The sequence below is a fragment of the Vibrio sp. D54 genome (assembly GCF_021728075.1).
Lineage (GTDB): Bacteria > Pseudomonadota > Gammaproteobacteria > Enterobacterales > Vibrionaceae > Vibrio > Vibrio alginolyticus.
Map to the genome: position 1 here is coordinate 35,080 of NZ_JAKKCS010000012.1, position 15,974 is coordinate 51,053.

Annotated in this window: 13 protein-coding genes; 6 read left to right on the plus strand and 7 right to left on the minus strand. The window is 44.3% G+C overall.

What is annotated here, in order from left to right; translation table 11 throughout:
- Positions 1–22: 22 nt before the first annotated feature.
- The 3 genes from L3V37_RS15835 to L3V37_RS15845 form a co-directional block, all read right to left on the minus strand.
- Positions 23–1,003, minus strand: coding sequence for an HlyD family secretion protein (locus tag L3V37_RS15835; RefSeq protein ID WP_206949659.1), 981 nt, complete (start codon positions 1,001–1,003; stop codon positions 23–25).
- 3 nt (positions 1,004–1,006) lie between these two features.
- Positions 1,007–2,422: a TolC family protein gene (locus tag L3V37_RS15840; protein ID WP_053306992.1), complete on the minus strand. Its 1,416-nt coding sequence runs from the start codon at positions 2,420–2,422 to the stop codon at positions 1,007–1,009.
- A gap of 130 nt (positions 2,423–2,552) precedes the next feature.
- On the minus strand, positions 2,553–2,780 hold the full coding sequence (locus L3V37_RS15845; protein ID WP_005377125.1) for a hypothetical protein: 228 nt from the start codon (positions 2,778–2,780) through the stop codon (positions 2,553–2,555).
- A 476-nt stretch (positions 2,781–3,256) separates the two neighbouring features.
- On the opposite strand from L3V37_RS15845, the gene L3V37_RS15850 reads away from it, so the two are divergent.
- Both L3V37_RS15850 and L3V37_RS15855 read left to right on the plus strand, forming a co-directional pair.
- Positions 3,257–4,876 (plus strand): sensor histidine kinase, encoded by a 1,620-nt coding sequence (locus tag L3V37_RS15850; protein WP_025768107.1) that lies wholly within the window; start codon positions 3,257–3,259, stop codon positions 4,874–4,876.
- Positions 4,873–5,559, plus strand: a complete 687-nt coding sequence (locus tag L3V37_RS15855; RefSeq protein WP_017634565.1) for a response regulator — start codon at positions 4,873–4,875, stop codon at positions 5,557–5,559. Before L3V37_RS15850 ends, L3V37_RS15855 begins: the two co-directional genes overlap by 4 nt.
- Positions 5,560–5,650: 91 nt before the next feature.
- Here L3V37_RS15855 and L3V37_RS15860 read toward each other — a convergent pair whose 3' ends face one another.
- Positions 5,651–7,786 (minus strand): TonB-dependent siderophore receptor, encoded by a 2,136-nt coding sequence (locus L3V37_RS15860; protein WP_237306586.1) that lies wholly within the window; start codon positions 7,784–7,786, stop codon positions 5,651–5,653.
- Between the two features lie 99 nt (positions 7,787–7,885).
- Positions 7,886–8,851: a helix-turn-helix domain-containing protein gene (locus L3V37_RS15865; RefSeq protein ID WP_213915344.1), complete on the minus strand. Its 966-nt coding sequence runs from the start codon at positions 8,849–8,851 to the stop codon at positions 7,886–7,888.
- A 537-nt stretch (positions 8,852–9,388) separates the two neighbouring features.
- Here L3V37_RS15865 and zwf point away from each other — a divergent pair.
- The 3 genes from zwf to gnd are packed head-to-tail and all read left to right on the plus strand — an operon-like array spanning position 9,389 to position 13,091.
- Positions 9,389–10,891 (plus strand): glucose-6-phosphate dehydrogenase, encoded by a 1,503-nt coding sequence (gene zwf / locus L3V37_RS15870; RefSeq protein ID WP_017634563.1) that lies wholly within the window; start codon positions 9,389–9,391, stop codon positions 10,889–10,891.
- On the plus strand, positions 10,888–11,604 hold the full coding sequence (pgl, locus tag L3V37_RS15875; protein ID WP_017634562.1) for a 6-phosphogluconolactonase: 717 nt from the start codon (positions 10,888–10,890) through the stop codon (positions 11,602–11,604). Before zwf ends, pgl begins: the two co-directional genes overlap by 4 nt.
- A 38-nt stretch (positions 11,605–11,642) precedes the next feature.
- Positions 11,643–13,091 carry a decarboxylating NADP(+)-dependent phosphogluconate dehydrogenase gene (gnd, locus tag L3V37_RS15880; protein WP_005377160.1) on the plus strand — a complete coding sequence of 483 codons (1,449 nt, stop codon included), beginning with the start codon at positions 11,643–11,645 and terminating at the stop codon, positions 13,089–13,091.
- Positions 13,092–13,176: 85 nt separating this feature from the next.
- Here gnd and L3V37_RS15885 read toward each other — a convergent pair whose 3' ends face one another.
- Positions 13,177–13,380: a hypothetical protein gene (locus tag L3V37_RS15885; RefSeq protein WP_005377162.1), complete on the minus strand. Its 204-nt coding sequence runs from the start codon at positions 13,378–13,380 to the stop codon at positions 13,177–13,179.
- Between the two features lie 577 nt (positions 13,381–13,957).
- Between L3V37_RS15885 and L3V37_RS15890 the strand changes: the two genes are divergently transcribed.
- Complete coding sequence (locus L3V37_RS15890; protein WP_165401698.1) at positions 13,958–14,095, plus strand: hypothetical protein; 138 nt, start codon at positions 13,958–13,960, stop codon at positions 14,093–14,095.
- Positions 14,096–14,156: 61 nt separating this feature from the next.
- On the opposite strand, the gene L3V37_RS15895 is transcribed toward L3V37_RS15890, so the two are convergent.
- The gene (locus L3V37_RS15895) at positions 14,157–15,923 is read right to left on the minus strand and encodes a sigma-54-dependent Fis family transcriptional regulator (RefSeq protein ID WP_237306587.1); all 1,767 of its coding nucleotides are present in this window, start codon (positions 15,921–15,923) and stop codon (positions 14,157–14,159) included.
- Positions 15,924–15,974: the final 51 nt, after the last annotated feature.

Consider the following 15,974-nt stretch of genomic DNA (forward strand, 5'->3'; position numbering starts at 1 on the left):
AGCATTAACCTAGTGGTTGTGATTAAAGTTCAACGACAACACTCATTCCCATACGCAGTTCAGGTTCGGGTTGAGCTGGACGAGCTTCTACTTCAAAGGTACGAAGATCAAAACCTTGAGAAGCATCGGTTGCTCTCCACGTTGCAAAGTCACCCATAACGGCAACATGCGTTACTTTGAACTCAACATTTTTGTTTAAGGCAGGCAAATAGGCATCAAAGGTTGCTCCTTTTGTAAAGTGTTGAAGGTAATCTTCACGCACATTCAGTGTCGCCCAGGCATCTTCTGTATCTATCACAGTAACGACTGGGAAGCCCTGAGGTGCTAATTCACCACTTTGAAGTAGAACTTGAGAGACTTCGCCGTCGAACCAGCTGTAGATCTGAGTATCTTTCGCATACGCTTCTACTTCGGCTACGGCACCTGATGCCATGCGCGCTTTTTCCGCCGCAGCCACTTTGGTTTCACTTCTAGCGCCTTCTTTTGCCATTTCGTACATTTGAAACGCGGCACTTTCTGTGTATTTCGCTGCTTGCCACTGAGTTAAAGCTTCATCGCGTTTTTGTTCTGCAACCACGCCATCGTTATAAAGGTTATTCACACGATTGTAGGTTTTTTCCATTAAATTCGCAGCGGCTTTGGCTTTCATCCACTGATCTTTTGCTGCTTGGATTTGTTGCTCACGTGCGCCTTTCTCAGCTTCTTGAGCTAAGGCGTCCGCCGCTTTTTCACCTGCTTTTGCTTGTTCTAACTTCGCTTCAATTTCAGGACTATGAAGGGTAAAAATAAGCTGACCTTTCTCTACATCGTCGCCTTTACGTACCATGACCTCATCAATACGCCCTGGAACTTTTGAGGAAATGCTGTATTGCTGGGCTTCAATTAATCCCTGTAAGCGGATCGGTTCCGGTTGATAGGCTTGGTAAAATTGATACCCAACCCAAGAGGCAACACCCAAAGCACAAAGTGAGAGTAAAACGGGTTTTAGTGATTTAGCTGCCATGATTTATTTCACCTCTTTGGATGTTGAAGCAGGGATATAAGCGGTATTTTGATATTGTTCGAAGCTGTTCATTTCACTGCTCAATGCGAGTAGCTTGGTTAAAGATATTAAATAGCGGAAACGCGCCGCCGAACGTTGTGTTTCTATACTCGCGACATAAAGTTGTGCATCCACAACATCCAGAGAAGACGACAGACCCTGAGTAAATGCTTTTTCACGCAAGCGCAGGTTTTCGTTAGCGAGTTCAATGCTAGATGCGAGCCCTTGTACTTCATCAATGGCTTGCTGAGCCTCCAAGTATGTCTTTTGGACTAACAGCGATAAGTCTTGTTTGGCTTGGGACTTTAATGAGTCGACCTGCGAGACGACGCTTTGAGCGGCTTTGACTTTTTCGCTTCGCCCTGAAGATTCAATCAGTGGAATGCTGACACCAACACCAACTAACCAGTCAGGCTTCATTTGGCTTGCGAGAGAATCGTCTTCATACAAGCTGTAGTCGCCGTAAAGATAAACTTCAGGGTAGTATTTCCCTTTTTCTGCTTTGATTAAGCTAGAGGCTTGTTTGTGTTTAGCGCTCAGAAGTTCTAACCCCGGATAGGTAAGCAACGTTTGATCGACAAAAGCGCTAAGAGGGGGAAGACTGTCGTTGATAAACAAAGATTCAGCGGGCTCTACGGCGTCATCTTGTGCGAGTAATTTACCTAATGCAGCCTGAGCGATACTCAAATCGCTGGCAGCTTTACGTGTTTCTACGGATGCTTTATCTAAAGAAGCCTCGGCTTGCAGGCGCTCAACGTGCGCGATTTGTCCTTGCTCTTCAAGCTTAATGGCAAAATCTCGATGCTTTTTTAGCCCTGCTTCAACCGCTTGCCGCGTTGCGAGTACTTCCTTTGCCAGTACGACAGAAAAGTAGTACTTCGATAAATCTTCAAAACGCGCTTGTTGTTCCATTAGAAGCTGACTTTTCGCCTCATCCGTTTTGCCTTCTGCTGCTGATTGAGCCGCAGAAATTCGACCACCAGTAAAAATTGGCCAAATCGCACGAATAGACGAAGAGAAAATATCGCGCTCGGTTATGGTCGAAGTGGTATTAGCTAAGGCACCAAAAATAGGCTGAAAAGCAGGAGGTACGTTAATGTGTGCTCCTGTGCTGTCTAGGATCTGTTTTCCCGAAAGCGTGATATCGGTATCTAAACGCGTGTAATTCGCGCCAATAGTAACCTGAGGTAAGTTGAGATTGCTGGTGGCACTCTCTTGGTATTGGTAGTTCTCGACGTTTGAGCGTTGAGCTTTGAGAGAATAGTTGTTTTCTAGCAATAGCTGCCATGCGGTATCAAAAGTGATCGGTGCCGCATGACAGGCAAGGGAAATCGAGCTGCTAAGTAAGCCCAGTATCCAAAACTTTCCTGTTTTTTTCATAATGGCTGCTTTGTCGTAGAGTATTAGCTCTAATATAAAGGATTCGTAACTGCGTGTTAAGTAGGAGGGAAAATTGGGCAGTAGTATGCGCCCAGTTATATTTGTGCTGGGCGCGGGAGATGTTACAAATTTATTTCGTATATGGACAGTGAAACTCCGCTCTCCACTCGAGCTGACGAGAACCTCGCATCGTATTCAATAGATCTTTTCCACTCATTTGAGGGAAAGATAACAGGACTTTGAGATCAGAAGTACCGCCTCCGTTTTTTTCATAAGCCCTGACGTGTGTAAATGTTGAATACATATTCTCTGACAGCATCGCCTTATTCAGGCATATTCCAAAGGTATCGCGTTCCATGTTTGGTGTTCCTTCTAACTATAAATGCACCTCTGTTTATAGTTTTCCAGTTTTCAGATGGTGTCTAAGTGTTTGTCATATAGTCAGTATTTGTGTTTTGTTTTATTTTTGTCCAAACCACTGACATCAATGTTGAGCTTTTAATAGACTTCCAGCTTCACTGCTTTCAAACCGAAACTCTCATTGGTTTCGTTGATTAAAAATTATACGTTGTAAAGTCTAAAAACGCCTCAAAAACCGCTAAAATCGATGTGATCGCGATCATGATTTTAAGGGCAATTTATGTATGGAATTGAGTATTAGAGAGGAATGCTAAATTTGGTGAATGGTTGTAATTTTATGTTTCAGCTCGTCGATTAATTAACCGTAAACTCTGCGGTTTGTTTGCCTTCCTCACAGATTTATCACCGCGACAACGTCATGCTGTTAACTGAGTGTTAACGTTACGCTCAAGAGTGAATCACAAGGATGTATCAATGAGTTGGAAAACCATCAGCTTTCGTAAGCGGATGCTCATTATCATGACGCTATCGGGGTTGATAGAGCTGTTATTGCTTGTCGCCGCGGGGTTCACTTATCTCAAAATCAATCAAGAGCAAGAAATGGGAGAAAAAGCACTGGGTGTTGCCCGTTTTTTAGCGGACTCAGCGGTTGTTCGTGAAATGATCGAAACCCAAAACCCCCAGCCATACCAACTTCGCTTTAGAGAATTAACCGAAGCCATAGGTGCTGCATTCATCGTTATTGGCGACCATAAGGGAGTACGCTTAATCCACCCTGTTGATGAGCGGTTGGGCAAGCCAATGAGAGGTGGCGACAATCGTCGAGCGCTAGAACAGGGGTTGTCTTATGTTTCGACGGCACAGGGCTCGTTAGGTTATTCAGTTCGTGGTAAAGCTGCGATTTTTGACGAGCAAGGGAACATCATTGGTGTGGTTTCTGTTGGCTATTTGCTCGACCGACTGCAAGACCGCATCGAACCATTTTTGGCCTTTTTGATTTTAATGGTCATCGTAGTTGTCGTCGCTAATGCCATTGTATCCAATTATGCGTCGAGAAAGTTTCAGCGCGCCATTTTAGGCTTTGAGCCTGAAGAGATAGGGCGGTTGTACGGCGAATTAGAAGTGACGATGAGCACTATCAAAGAGGGCGTGTTAAGCATTGATGCCCAAGGGATACTTCGCTCGATAAATCGTAGTGCCTGCCAGATTCTCGGTATTGATAGAGAATCAGCGCTCAATAAACCTTTGACTGATACGCTGCGTGATAGCGATCTATATACAGTGTTAGAAAGCGGGCAGGAAGATCATGATATTGAAATATTCCTTAATCATAAGCGCCTGATTGCAAATCGCTCTCCAATTTATGTTGATGGAAAAATCGTGGGGGCGGTATCGAGTTTCCGTTTAAGGGATGAAATCAATGATCTAACCGAGCAGCTATCACAAACCAAGGAATATGCAGATTTGTTACGTTCGCAGACCCATGAGCATCGCAATAAGCTCAACACCATTAGTGGGCTAGTACAAATGGGTGAACTTGATGCGGTGCAAAAGTTAATTGGACAAGAAACCGCACACTATCAAGCAATGATTGAGTTTTTAAGAGATACCGTTAAGGACCCGCTAATTGCAGGTATGTTGCTTGGAAAAACTGAACGTGCTCGCGAGTTAGGCTTACAACTGGTGGTTGAGGAAGGCAGTCGTCTGGAGCCCCTGCCTGAGTGGCTAAATTCGGAAGACCTTGTCACAATTTTGGGTAATTTGATTGATAACGCTTTCGATGCCACGTTAACTTCAATTCGCGATGAATCAAATGTTGCGTCAGAACGCAGAAACATTGATGTGTCCGTTAGCGATTACGGGAATGAAGTGATACTTGAGGTGATAGATCATGGCTGTGGCCTCCCAAAAACAGTGGATCCACAAACATTATTTACAAAAGGCGTTTCGACGAAATCTCGTCAAAATCGAGGTGTTGGGTTACACCTTGTCAATCAGCTTGCTACTCGATATCACGGCCATGTTGAGATGATACCCAATACAAATTATGGGACAAGAATAACGGTGTACTTACCCAAGGAAGAACAATTATGAGTATGGCGACTCGCGTAATGATCATTGAAGATGATCTGGCTATTGCTGAGCTGCACCACAAATACTTAAGCCAACTGACAGGTTTGGAAGTGGTCGGAATTGCGACCACGAGAATGGAAGCAGAAATGCAACTCGACATTCTTAAGCCAGATTTACTATTGATGGATGTCTATCTTCCCGATGGCACAGGGCTTGAGATACTAAATACACTGCGTGCAAGTAACCAAACGTGTGATGTCATTTTGATTACAGCCGCAAGGGATGTCGATACATTACAACAGGCGATGAGGGGTGGCGTTGTCGATTACCTGTTAAAACCCGTGATGTTTCCACGCTTAGATGCCGCACTGAAAAAGTATGTGTCCCAACGCCAACAACTAGACATCGTAGAGAGTTTGGATCAGAACCTCGTTGATAAAATGCTGCAGTCTCATGCCAATCAAGACAACTTGCCGAACCGATTACCAAAAGGGATTGATGGTGTAACCCTAGACAAGATCAGAGAGTTGTTCCCAAATGGCAGTGTGCTGACCGCTGATGAGGCAGGCGAAAAGATCGGCGCGAGCCGAACAACGGCGAGGCGCTATTTGGAGTATCTGATCAGCACTGGTGAACTAGAGGCTGATTTAAACTATGGGTCGGTAGGTAGGCCGGAAAGGTGCTATAAAAAAGTGACACGGTAGCGTTTATATTGATGCTCTATGCAAAATAAAAAGCGATGGCTTATTGTAGAAACCATCGCTTTACAAATTACTGCTGTTCCGCTCTAAGAGGTTAGAAGTTGTATTCTAACTTCGCTTCGATAGAGCGCTCAGCGCCAAACCAACAGTTATTTTTGTCGTAACAAGAATAGTATTCTTTATCGAATAGATTGCTTGCAGAAAGCGTGACGCTAGCCCCTTTCATTGATTCAGATACCGTTGAGAAATCGTAACTTGCTGCCAAATCAAACAAGGTGTAGTCCGGTACTTTTTGACTATTCTGTGCATCAATTTGTGCTTCTCCGATATAGCGAACGCCAGCACTGGTACGAAGGCCTGAAAGATTTCCTTCAAAGAAGTAATTTGCCCATAGAGAGGCCGTTTGCTCAGGTACCCAAACCGGCGTTTTACCTTCTTGGTTGTAATAACTGTCCTCGGTAATCTCCATATCGGTATATGTATAGCCTAGAGTGAAATCAGCTTGTGCTGTGGCTTGCCATTTTGCCTCAAGTTCAATACCTTGTGATACCACTTCGCCCGCTTGATAGTTCGGTGCATATGGATTATTCGGATCGGTCAAGATCGCGTTTTTCTTCGTAATATGGAAGAGTGCTAAGTTACCTGAGATATCACCAGATAATGGTGCGTATTTAAAGCCTAACTCCCATTGATGACCGGTTGATGGCTCAAATGCTTTACCAGAAGAGTCGGCACCCGCAATTGGCTCGAAACTTTCCGAGTAAGTAAGGTATGGCGAGAGACCAAAGTCTAGCTCATACAAACCACCGACTCGGAAAGATACGTTGGTATCGTCTAACTCTTCCTTGCTCTTGGATACTGTTCCTAGATAATCGCTAACGGCGTCTGTATTTGAATCGTATTTATCCCAACGAAGACCTGCAATCATTACAAGTTGGTCGTAACGAACTTGATCTTGGAAATAAACGCCAATCTGCTTCGTTTTGATATCCAAGTTTTGTTTGTATTGGAAATTCAGTGCATTACGATCAATGCTGTTGTGGTCAGGATTAAAAATGTCCTGAGTTAGCGAATACCCAAGCGTGTCTTTGTATTTTACATCTGAGTCTAGATACTGATAATCAAGCCCGAACAATAAGTTATGTTCAAAATTTCCTGTTTTAATGTAGCCCGATAGTTGGTTGTCAATCACAAAAGATTTGGACTTTTCATCGGTTAAATAGGCATTTCGACCAACGGTACGGTTATCCGCTTCAAGTGCACCGTTATATGTGTTTTCCTGATAGGCATCGGCGGTCATGTAGCGGGCATTCTGTAGAAATTGCCAATTGTTGTTAAAGTCGTGTTGGACTTTGTAACCCATCATCAGAACTTCGCGTTCGTAAGTGTTCCAGTCCTCATCCCCTAAATAAGTGCTTGGTGACATCGAGCCAAGTGGGTTTTTAATCACTGAGCCAGATGCAGGCACAGTCGTGTAGATACCTGCTGATGGATCATTTTGATAGTAAACATTCACGTTCACTAATGTGCTTTCTGTCGCTTGCCAATTGAAAGATGGGGCGAGTACATAACGTTCATCTTCAGACGTATCGGCTTGACCATCTCGCTGTTTTGCCAGGCCGACGATACGGTAATCCACATTAGAATCACCAATTTGTCCTGTGGTGTCGAACGTCAGTTCTTTTAGGTTGTTAGTCCCAGTACTAATCGAGACAGAGTGTGAGGGTGTTGACTGAGGCGCCTTGGCGATAATGTTGACCATACCTCCTGGTGGAATATTGCCGTAAAGAACAGACGTTGGCCCTTTAAAAACCTCGATTTGCTCAAGAGCAACGGAATCGACCTGCGGTTGAAGGTTCCAACCGTTGTACAGCAAAGGAAGACCATCATAAAAGTTGGTGTAGTTAATAAAACCACGAATATTGAATAGGTCAAGTCGGGAAACGGCACCACCACGCAATTCTGTATTTACGCCAGGCGCATAACGCAATGCTTCGCTCACCGAGTTTACGCCGCGTAGGTCCATGTCATCTTTAGTGATTACCGTGATCGCTTGCGGTGTTTCCTCCGGTTCTAAAACGGTTTTAGTTGCGGTGTTTCGGTATGTTTCTCCTAGCACCGTAATCGTTTCGTGTTGGGATACGCTCTCAGTCGCATTGGCGTGGCCAGCGAGCAATGCGGATACGACGATAGCAACCGCTGAACGATGAAATCGAATCGGACTTTCCATATTTATAAATTCCACTACTTTTTCTATTTATTGATAATGATTGTTATTTGTATTCTATATTCAAAGAAATAGGAAAAGTTAACAATTTGGTGCAAAACACTAATCTTTGGAACTTATTCTTCTGTTCTTAGGTTTTAAAGATAGCGAGTCGTTTGGCTCGACAGGAATCCAATACTGCATTTGTGCTTGTTCGCTATCAACATCATAACCTTCTGGATAAAGCTCTAACTCATAACCATCGATAGCATGATAATTAGAGTAGGGTAGCCAATGTAAAATAAACCATTCCAGCGTTGAGGCGAGCTCTGATGCTTTGCCTATGTGTGTAATGACGGCGTAGGTTTGCTCAGGAACAGCCAAGAGGTCTAACCCCGAGTTGGAAGAGTTCGTTGATCTTGGTACGTTTGCTGTTGGACTGCACTCATAACCTGCCCAATACTCAAGTTGTTGGTTGTTTGAATACGCTTGCGTCACATCAATCACGCCAAAGTAAGTACTTTCCGAATTATTAAGGTTTTCAGATGAATAAAGACGTGACCAAAGTGACGGTACTTTGGATTGGAAATCGGGCGTAGCGGAAAACAATCCGTGAATAGGTTCATGATAACCAGCAAGTTCAAAAGCCGGTTTTGTTTCTATTCGAACTTCAATAAAGCGCTGATGTTTTTTCTCTTCTTCTGGTGTCTTACGCAGCGTCAAAGGTTGCCTCAACCCGGAGAGTTGTTGCGTTTTTCGATATTCGCGGGGGCTTTTTGAAAACATATTCCTGAACGCTCGGCTAAATGCGTGTTCAGATGTAAATCCCATTTCTATCGCTATATCTAACGAGCGGTCAGAAGTATGGATTAAGCGCTCAGCCGCAAGGCTAAGTTTAAGCTCTCTGATGTAGTGAGCGACGGATACGCCAGTGTGTTGTTGAAATACGCGTTGCAGTTGCCAGCGCGACCAACAACTTGCTTTTGATATTTCATCTACGCTCAGAGTGCTGTCTAAGTTGGTGTGAATGTAGTCAAGCACCGATTGTATTCGGTTAATGGGATGTGGGTTAATGGCGCTTGATTTCATGGCGTTCTACTTTCACATTAATAGTGATTTCATTATCTTTAATTGAGTATCATTATCAATAGGATGATGAAATAAAAAGTAAGTAACACAGATCACGATAAAACTGTAATGGATTGCAGGTATGAGTAATTTTTACCCACATTAGAGTTTTTGCTTAAATTTTGTAGCGTTCAGATGAAACTTTTTTTATCAATAAAATACAATCGCTTATGACGTTTTGTGCAACTTATTTAAACGTTTGCACTGGCAAGTGTTGATGTAAATCAAATAGTCGTAGACAATATTGCCCCGTGTCGGACTCTCCTCCAGCGAGTACAGTGTGTACTTTTGAGACATAAGTGACTTAAATGACCTCAATACGTCGTGTTTCCAAGAATCGGAAATGCAACTTCTTGAGGTTCTTTGGGCCCATAGACTTTACCTATCAACGTAATAGGTAAGACCAATTTTCTATTTTGAGGTGCCATTGATAGGGTTGGCTCATTCTCTAGCCGTATCCGGGCACACAATAAGTACCTCGTTTTTAAGGGAAAGATGATGGTAATACCAGAAAACAGCAGCATCGTTATTTTTGGTGCTTCAGGTGACCTTACGTACCGTAAGCTCATTCCTGCTTTATACCACCTCTACGCGAACAAGCAGCTTCCAGAGAATTTTGCCATTCTGGGTGTAAGTCGCACTGAATACAGTGATGAGTCTTACCGCGCGAAGCTGAAAAAATCGCTTCAGGAAATGGAAAAGACTGAGCCAGAAACGCTTGATGCATTTATTAACCATCTGCACTACCAAGCAATTAATACTTCTGACACACAAGATTACGGTAAGCTATCTTCTCGCTTAGACCAACTTGCGGACGAATATCAATTCGAGCAACGCAATACGCTTTTTTACTTAGCAACCCCACCAAGTTTATACAGTGTGATCCCTGCAAGTCTTGCAGCACATGGTCTTAACAGTGAAGAGGATGGCTGGAAACGCCTGATCATTGAGAAACCATTCGGCTATGATCTTGAATCGGCGCGTATTCTGGACAAAGAAATTCACGAGCACTTCCAAGAGCATCAAATCTACCGAATTGACCATTACTTAGGTAAAGAAACGGTACAAAACCTACTTGTGCTTCGTTTCTCTAATGCGATGTTTGAGCCGCTTTGGAACCGTAACTTCATTGATTACGTTGAAATCACAGGCGCAGAATTCCTTGGCGTAGAGGAGCGTGGTGGTTACTACGACAACTCTGGCGCTGTGCGCGACATGTTCCAAAACCACTTGCTACAAGTATTAGCAATGGTAGGTATGGAACCACCAGCGCAAATCAATGCAGACTCGATGCGTGATGAAGTGGTAAAAGTGCTTCAATGCTTAAAGCCATTAGACGAAAACGCTCTGCGCAATGACCTAGTGTTAGGCCAATACACGGCGTCTGAAGTTCGTGGGCAAAGCCTACGCGGCTACCGTGAAGAGCCGGGAGTTGCAGACGATTCTCGTACAGAGACTTACATCGGTTTGAAAGCGTACATCAACAACTGGCGTTGGAATGGCGTGCCATTTTACGTGCGTACTGGTAAGCGTCTTCCAACACGCGTTACTGAGGTGGTTATCCACTTTAAACAAACACCGCATCCTGTGTTTGGTCAAAACGCACCAGAAAACAAGCTGATCATTCGTATTCAACCAGACGAAGGCATTCAAATGAGCTTTGGCTTGAAAGAGCCAGGCGCAGGCTTTGAAGCGAAGGAAGTGAAAATGAACTTCCATTACGCTGACCTGCAAGAAACGCAAATGCTAACGGCATACGAGCGTCTTCTACTTGATGCTTTGAATGGTGATGCTACGCTATTTGCACGTAGTGATGCGGTGGAAGCGTGCTGGCAATACGTACAGCCAATCTTAGATTTTAAGCAAGATCCACAATCCCTCTTCGGGTACGCATGCGGCACTTGGGGACCTAAAGAGTCAGATGACTTGTTACAGCGTGATGGCCGTGCTTGGCGTTTCCCATGTAAAAACTTAACAGATACGGATTACTGTGAACTATGATCAACCATAAGATCTACCAAACAGCAGAACAGGTAGTTGAAAGCCTAGCTAACGATATGAAAGCGTTTAGCGAAATGGGCAGACCTGTTCACATCTCTCTTTCTGGCGGCAGCACTCCTAAAATGCTGTTTAAACTACTGGCTTCAGAGGCTTACGCAACCTCCATTCAATGGGAAAACCTCCACTTTTGGTGGGGTGACGAACGTTGTGTTGCCCCTGACGATGCAGAAAGCAACTACGGTGAAGCGAACACGTTGTTGTTTAGCCAAGTAAATATTCCTGCAGAAAACATTCACCGCATCCGTGGCGAAGATGAGCCTAAAGCAGAAGCCGAGCGCTTTGCAAAAGAGATGGCAGAGGTGATCCCGAGTGAAAACGGCACACCTGTGTTTGACTGGATCTTATTAGGCGTTGGTGCAGATGGTCATACAGCTTCTCTGTTCCCTGGCCAAACGAATTATGATGATGCGAACCTATCTCTTGTGGCGTCGCATCCTGAATCGGGCCAACTTCGTGTGTCGAAAACCGCACGCGTATTAGAAGCAGCGAAACGCATTAGTTACTTAGTGCTTGGTGCAGGAAAAGCGGACATTGTTGAAGAAATTAACAGTTCACCAGCACACGCACTGCCATACCCAGCGGCTAAGATTCAAGCGAAATCGGGCCTAACGGAATGGTATTTAGATTTAGACGCGGCAGCAAAAATTGCTTAAGACGCGGCTCGTCGATGAAATAAAATTGGAGAGAAACAATGAAAGGTGATATCGGTGTAATTGGCCTAGCAGTAATGGGTCAAAACCTTATCCTAAACATGAACGATCACGGTTTTAAAGTGGTTGCTCACAACCGTACTGCTGCTAAAGTAGACGAGTTCCTGGAAGGTCCAGCAAAAGGCACGAACATCATCGGTGCATACTCTCTAGAAGAACTAGTAGAGAAGCTAGAAACGCCGCGTAAAGTAATGTTGATGGTTCGCGCTGGTGACGTTGTAGACAAGTTCATCGAAGCGCTAGTACCTCTGCTAGACAAAGGCGACATCATTATTGACGGTGGTAACACTAACTACCCAGATACAAACCGTCGTGTTGCTGCACTACGTGAAAAAGGTATCCACTTCATCGGTACTGGTGTATCTGGTGGTGAAGAAGGTGCGCGCTTCGGTCCATCTATCATGCCTGGCGGTGCTGCTGAAGCATGGGAAGCGGTTAAGCCTATCTTCCAAGGTATCGCTGCGAAAACTGACGCTGGTGAGCCATGTTGTGACTGGGTTGGTAACGACGGTGCTGGTCACTTCGTTAAGATGGTACACAACGGCATCGAATACGGTGACATGCAGCTTATCACTGAAGCTTACCAGTTCATGAAAGACGGTCTTGGTATGTCTGCTGACGAGATGCAAGCAGTATTCGCTGATTGGAACAAGACTGAACTAGACAGCTACCTTGTTGAAATCACGGCTGACATCCTTGGCTACAAAGATGAAGACGGTGAGCCTCTAGTTGAGAAGATCCTAGACACAGCAGGCCAAAAAGGTACTGGTAAATGGACTGGTATTAACGCACTAGACCTAGGTATTCCACTAACGCTTATCTCTGAGTCTGTATTCTCTCGTTGTCTATCTGCACTGAAAGACCAACGTGTTGAAGCTGAATCTCTATTCGGTAAGACAATCACTCCAGTTGAAGGCGACAAGCAAGAGTGGGTTGATGCACTACGTCAAGCGCTACTAGCTTCTAAGATCATCTCTTACGCTCAAGGCTTCATGCTAATGCGCGAAGCATCGAACGAAAACGGTTGGGACCTAAACTACGGTAACGTAGCACTAATGTGGCGTGGTGGTTGTATCATCCGCTCTGCGTTCCTAGGCAACATCCGTGATGCGTACGAAGCGAACCCAGACATCGCATTCCTTGGTTCTGATGAGTACTTCAAAAACATCCTACAAGGCAGCCTAGCAGCATGGCGTAAAGTAGCAGCGAAATCTCTAGAGTCTGGTATCCCAATGCCATGTACGATTTCTGCGCTATCTTTCCTAGACGGTTACACAACAGCTCGTCTACCAGCGAACCTGCTTCAAGCTCAACGTGACTACTTCGGTGCTCACACTTATGAGCGTATTGACCGTCCACGTGGTGAATTCTTCCACACTAACTGGACTGGTACAGGCGGCGACACAGCGTCTACAACTTACGACGTTTAATCCGCAGTCAGTAAACGAATAAAAGCAAAAGGATGCCCAAGTGGCATCCTTTTTTGTGTTTGCTTTTACGGAACTTCAAGAGCGCCTAGGCGCTCTTTTCAGTGGTCGTTTTCTTGTTTTGATAAAACCTGTCTTTTAGGTAGAGAATTGCACTGACCACAAGAGCCACTAAAGAAACAGTAAATAGGGCGTACATGCTGAGAATCCATGCGAATGTGGCCGTCAAGAATGCAATGAAGGAAAACATCCTGCTGAAAGACATCACATGGCCAAGTTTGTTACTTTTCATAAACGCCTCCCGAAGCTAAGTGGGGATAGACAATTGTGGTCATATGCCACACTTTTAATTGTCTGCTCTTTTGGGGCGTTTCACACAAAAAAGTGGCTAAAGATTTCTCAAAAAAGGTGAAATATTGAACCGGTAGACAAATCGTTAAACTGAGTTGCACAGATATGACTTCGGTTGTCTATCACTTCAAAGTTTTTAACTACGCAGATTAAGGGCATGTAGCGTTATTATTATCGTATTCGAACTCTACGATACACAATTGCAAGTGAACCTACACTCGTAAGCTCATCCCTGTCGTCAGTTACAGTAAAAGCTTTTTTCTCTTTTTAACAATACCTTAGTAATTACGGGCAACTAAATCCGTTTTTCGATCGAAACTCAGATTGCACAAAAGGTGAAAAAGAGTGCTAGGTAAGCCTTTAAACTACGCCTATAATTTCGCCCACATGGAGGATGTTTATTATATGAACATCCTTTATTTTTTGAAACTAGCAACAAGGATCCAGTAAAACATGTTTTTCTGGTTTTGTTTACGTCGACCAAGAAGGTAATTAACACAGCAAATTGAGGTTCTAAGATGACTCTTAACAAGTACTTTGTTTTCATTCCAGCAGAATTGGAACAGGAAACGCACAAGGACAATCAAGTGATCTCTGAGAAGGAAACTCAACGTCAGGCATTAGTAAAACAGGCGCAACAACAAGGCGGCCTGTAAGCTAGGTTTCAAAGAGAAAGAGCACCGCAACGGTGCTCTTTTTGTATCTGAGGTCGTAGAATTAACTTAATATGCCAAGGCTTTTCAACTTTCTGTAAATGGTATTTCGGCTCACACCAAGCATACGAGACGTTTTGCTAATGTTCCCCTGGTTGGCTTGATATGTTTTGAGCAACTTATCTTCGACGGTTGCACGCAGTTCTGAAGTTGGTTCAGCGGATGCTGCTCCTTCTTGAGCTTGGCTGAGTTTCTTACTTAGGTGGGCTGGGACGTGTGTGAGTTCCAATATTTCTTCACCTTGCGCCATTAAGGCGGATACTTTGATTAAACTATCGAGTTCACGTAAATTTCCTGGCCATGAGTAAGACAGCATCAGAGAAAGTAGGTGAGGGCAAAGCTGTTGTTCAGATTCGGCGTGACGCCGATGAATGTTCTCTATCAGTTGTCGTTTGTCATCACGTTCCTCAAAGCGAGGTAGCTCAATGATCAAGCCATTAAGGCGATAATACAAATCTTGGCGGAACAATCCTTCGCTGACCAAATGTTCCAGATCTTTATGCGTGGCTGCAATGATTTGCGTATCGACTTGAATACTTTGGTTTGAACCCACGGGAAGCACGGTTTTATCTTGCAATACATGGAGCAATCGGCTTTGAGCTTCCAAGGGTAAATCCGCGATTTCATCCAGAAACAAAATCCCTTTGTGCGCTTGGCGAATTTTTCCCTGATAGCCTTTGCTGTTTGCGCCAGTAAAGGCACCGGCTACATAGCCAAATAATTCAGATTCAACCAGATCTTTTGGTAGCGCTCCGCAGTTGACGGAAACTAACGGTCCCGTTTTTCTCTGGCTGTTTTTATGGAGTGCTTTTACAAACTCGTTTTTGCCAACACCAGTTTCTCCGAGAATCAACAAACTGATGTCTTTATCGATGACGCGATTGGCTTGCTGCCAACAGTGCTCAACAGCGGAGTCGCCATAATGAAGATCATTGGACGCCGCTACAGCCCGAGACTTGACCTTGCTATCTTTATCGGCAAGCGGTTTTGTTTTGAAAACGAAAGGGTGCTCATTTCCCCGAGTGGATAGAATGTCGTCTAAGGATTGCCCAATGATACTTTTTTGCGCAAAAAGTTGAGAGGCTACTTGATTGTGAGCCAAAACTTGTCCGTCTTCATTTGCAATGATAATTCCTTGCCAACCACTATTCAGTAAACCTTTTTCGCACGCTAAATCCACACGAATATGCCCTTGTGGAATCAAGTTAAGTAGTTGATTCTCCACTTGCTGGACCATGTTTTGTACTAGTACTTGCGTTGAGAAGTCATGTCTCTTTTGCTCGCTCGTAATATCTAATACGCCAATGAGGTTACCAAGATGATCGAAAATAGGATTAGCCGAACAGCTAATAAAACGATGGTGTTGGATAAAGTGCTGATCACCAATAACAGAAACGGGCTTTGCTTCAACCAAGGCTGTACCAATGGCGTTGGTGCCTTTGACCTTTTCTTGCCAGCATGCTCCAGAGCTTAGCGAGATTTCCGTCAACTTCTCACGAAATCTAGGCTGTCCCCAACTGCCGATGATGACACCATCTGAATCCGTCAAAATTAAGCGACTGTCGCTATGAGCAAATAGCTGATTAAACAAAGGGAGCGCAAATTGAGTGACTGCCTCTAGCAAAAAATTGAGTTGGTGACGCCTATCTTGGAGCGTCGCTGGCGTTACTCGAATATCTTCAGGGCGTCGACGCTGTTTTAAACCCGCTTGTTCACTTCTGACCCATGAAGTTGAAAGCCAATTGTTATCGCTAATATGTTGAAGTTCCATGACTGTACCATTTTGTCACAGTGAGGGTGTGCCATTTTGGAACACTTGAAC

Excerpts from the sequence above, each read along its gene's own strand:
- L3V37_RS15835 (WP_206949659.1), bottom strand. The coding sequence starts at position 1,003 with ATGGCAGCTAAATCACTAAAACCCGTTTTACTCTCACTTTGTGCTTTG.
- L3V37_RS15840 (WP_053306992.1), bottom strand. The coding sequence starts at position 2,422 with ATGAAAAAAACAGGAAAGTTTTGGATACTGGGCTTACTTAGCAGCTCG.
- L3V37_RS15845 (WP_005377125.1), bottom strand. The coding sequence starts at position 2,780 with ATGGAACGCGATACCTTTGGAATATGCCTGAATAAGGCGATGCTGTCA.
- L3V37_RS15850 (WP_025768107.1), top strand. The coding sequence starts at position 3,257 with ATGAGTTGGAAAACCATCAGCTTTCGTAAGCGGATGCTCATTATCATG.
- L3V37_RS15855 (WP_017634565.1), top strand. The coding sequence starts at position 4,873 with ATGAGTATGGCGACTCGCGTAATGATCATTGAAGATGATCTGGCTATT.
- L3V37_RS15860 (WP_237306586.1), bottom strand. The coding sequence starts at position 7,786 with ATGGAAAGTCCGATTCGATTTCATCGTTCAGCGGTTGCTATCGTCGTA.
- L3V37_RS15865 (WP_213915344.1), bottom strand. The coding sequence starts at position 8,851 with ATGAAATCAAGCGCCATTAACCCACATCCCATTAACCGAATACAATCG.
- zwf (WP_017634563.1), top strand. The coding sequence starts at position 9,389 with ATGGTAATACCAGAAAACAGCAGCATCGTTATTTTTGGTGCTTCAGGT.
- pgl (WP_017634562.1), top strand. The coding sequence starts at position 10,888 with ATGATCAACCATAAGATCTACCAAACAGCAGAACAGGTAGTTGAAAGC.
- gnd (WP_005377160.1), top strand. The coding sequence starts at position 11,643 with ATGAAAGGTGATATCGGTGTAATTGGCCTAGCAGTAATGGGTCAAAAC.
- L3V37_RS15885 (WP_005377162.1), bottom strand. The coding sequence starts at position 13,380 with ATGAAAAGTAACAAACTTGGCCATGTGATGTCTTTCAGCAGGATGTTT.
- L3V37_RS15890 (WP_165401698.1), top strand. The coding sequence starts at position 13,958 with ATGACTCTTAACAAGTACTTTGTTTTCATTCCAGCAGAATTGGAACAG.
- L3V37_RS15895 (WP_237306587.1), bottom strand. The coding sequence starts at position 15,923 with ATGGAACTTCAACATATTAGCGATAACAATTGGCTTTCAACTTCATGG.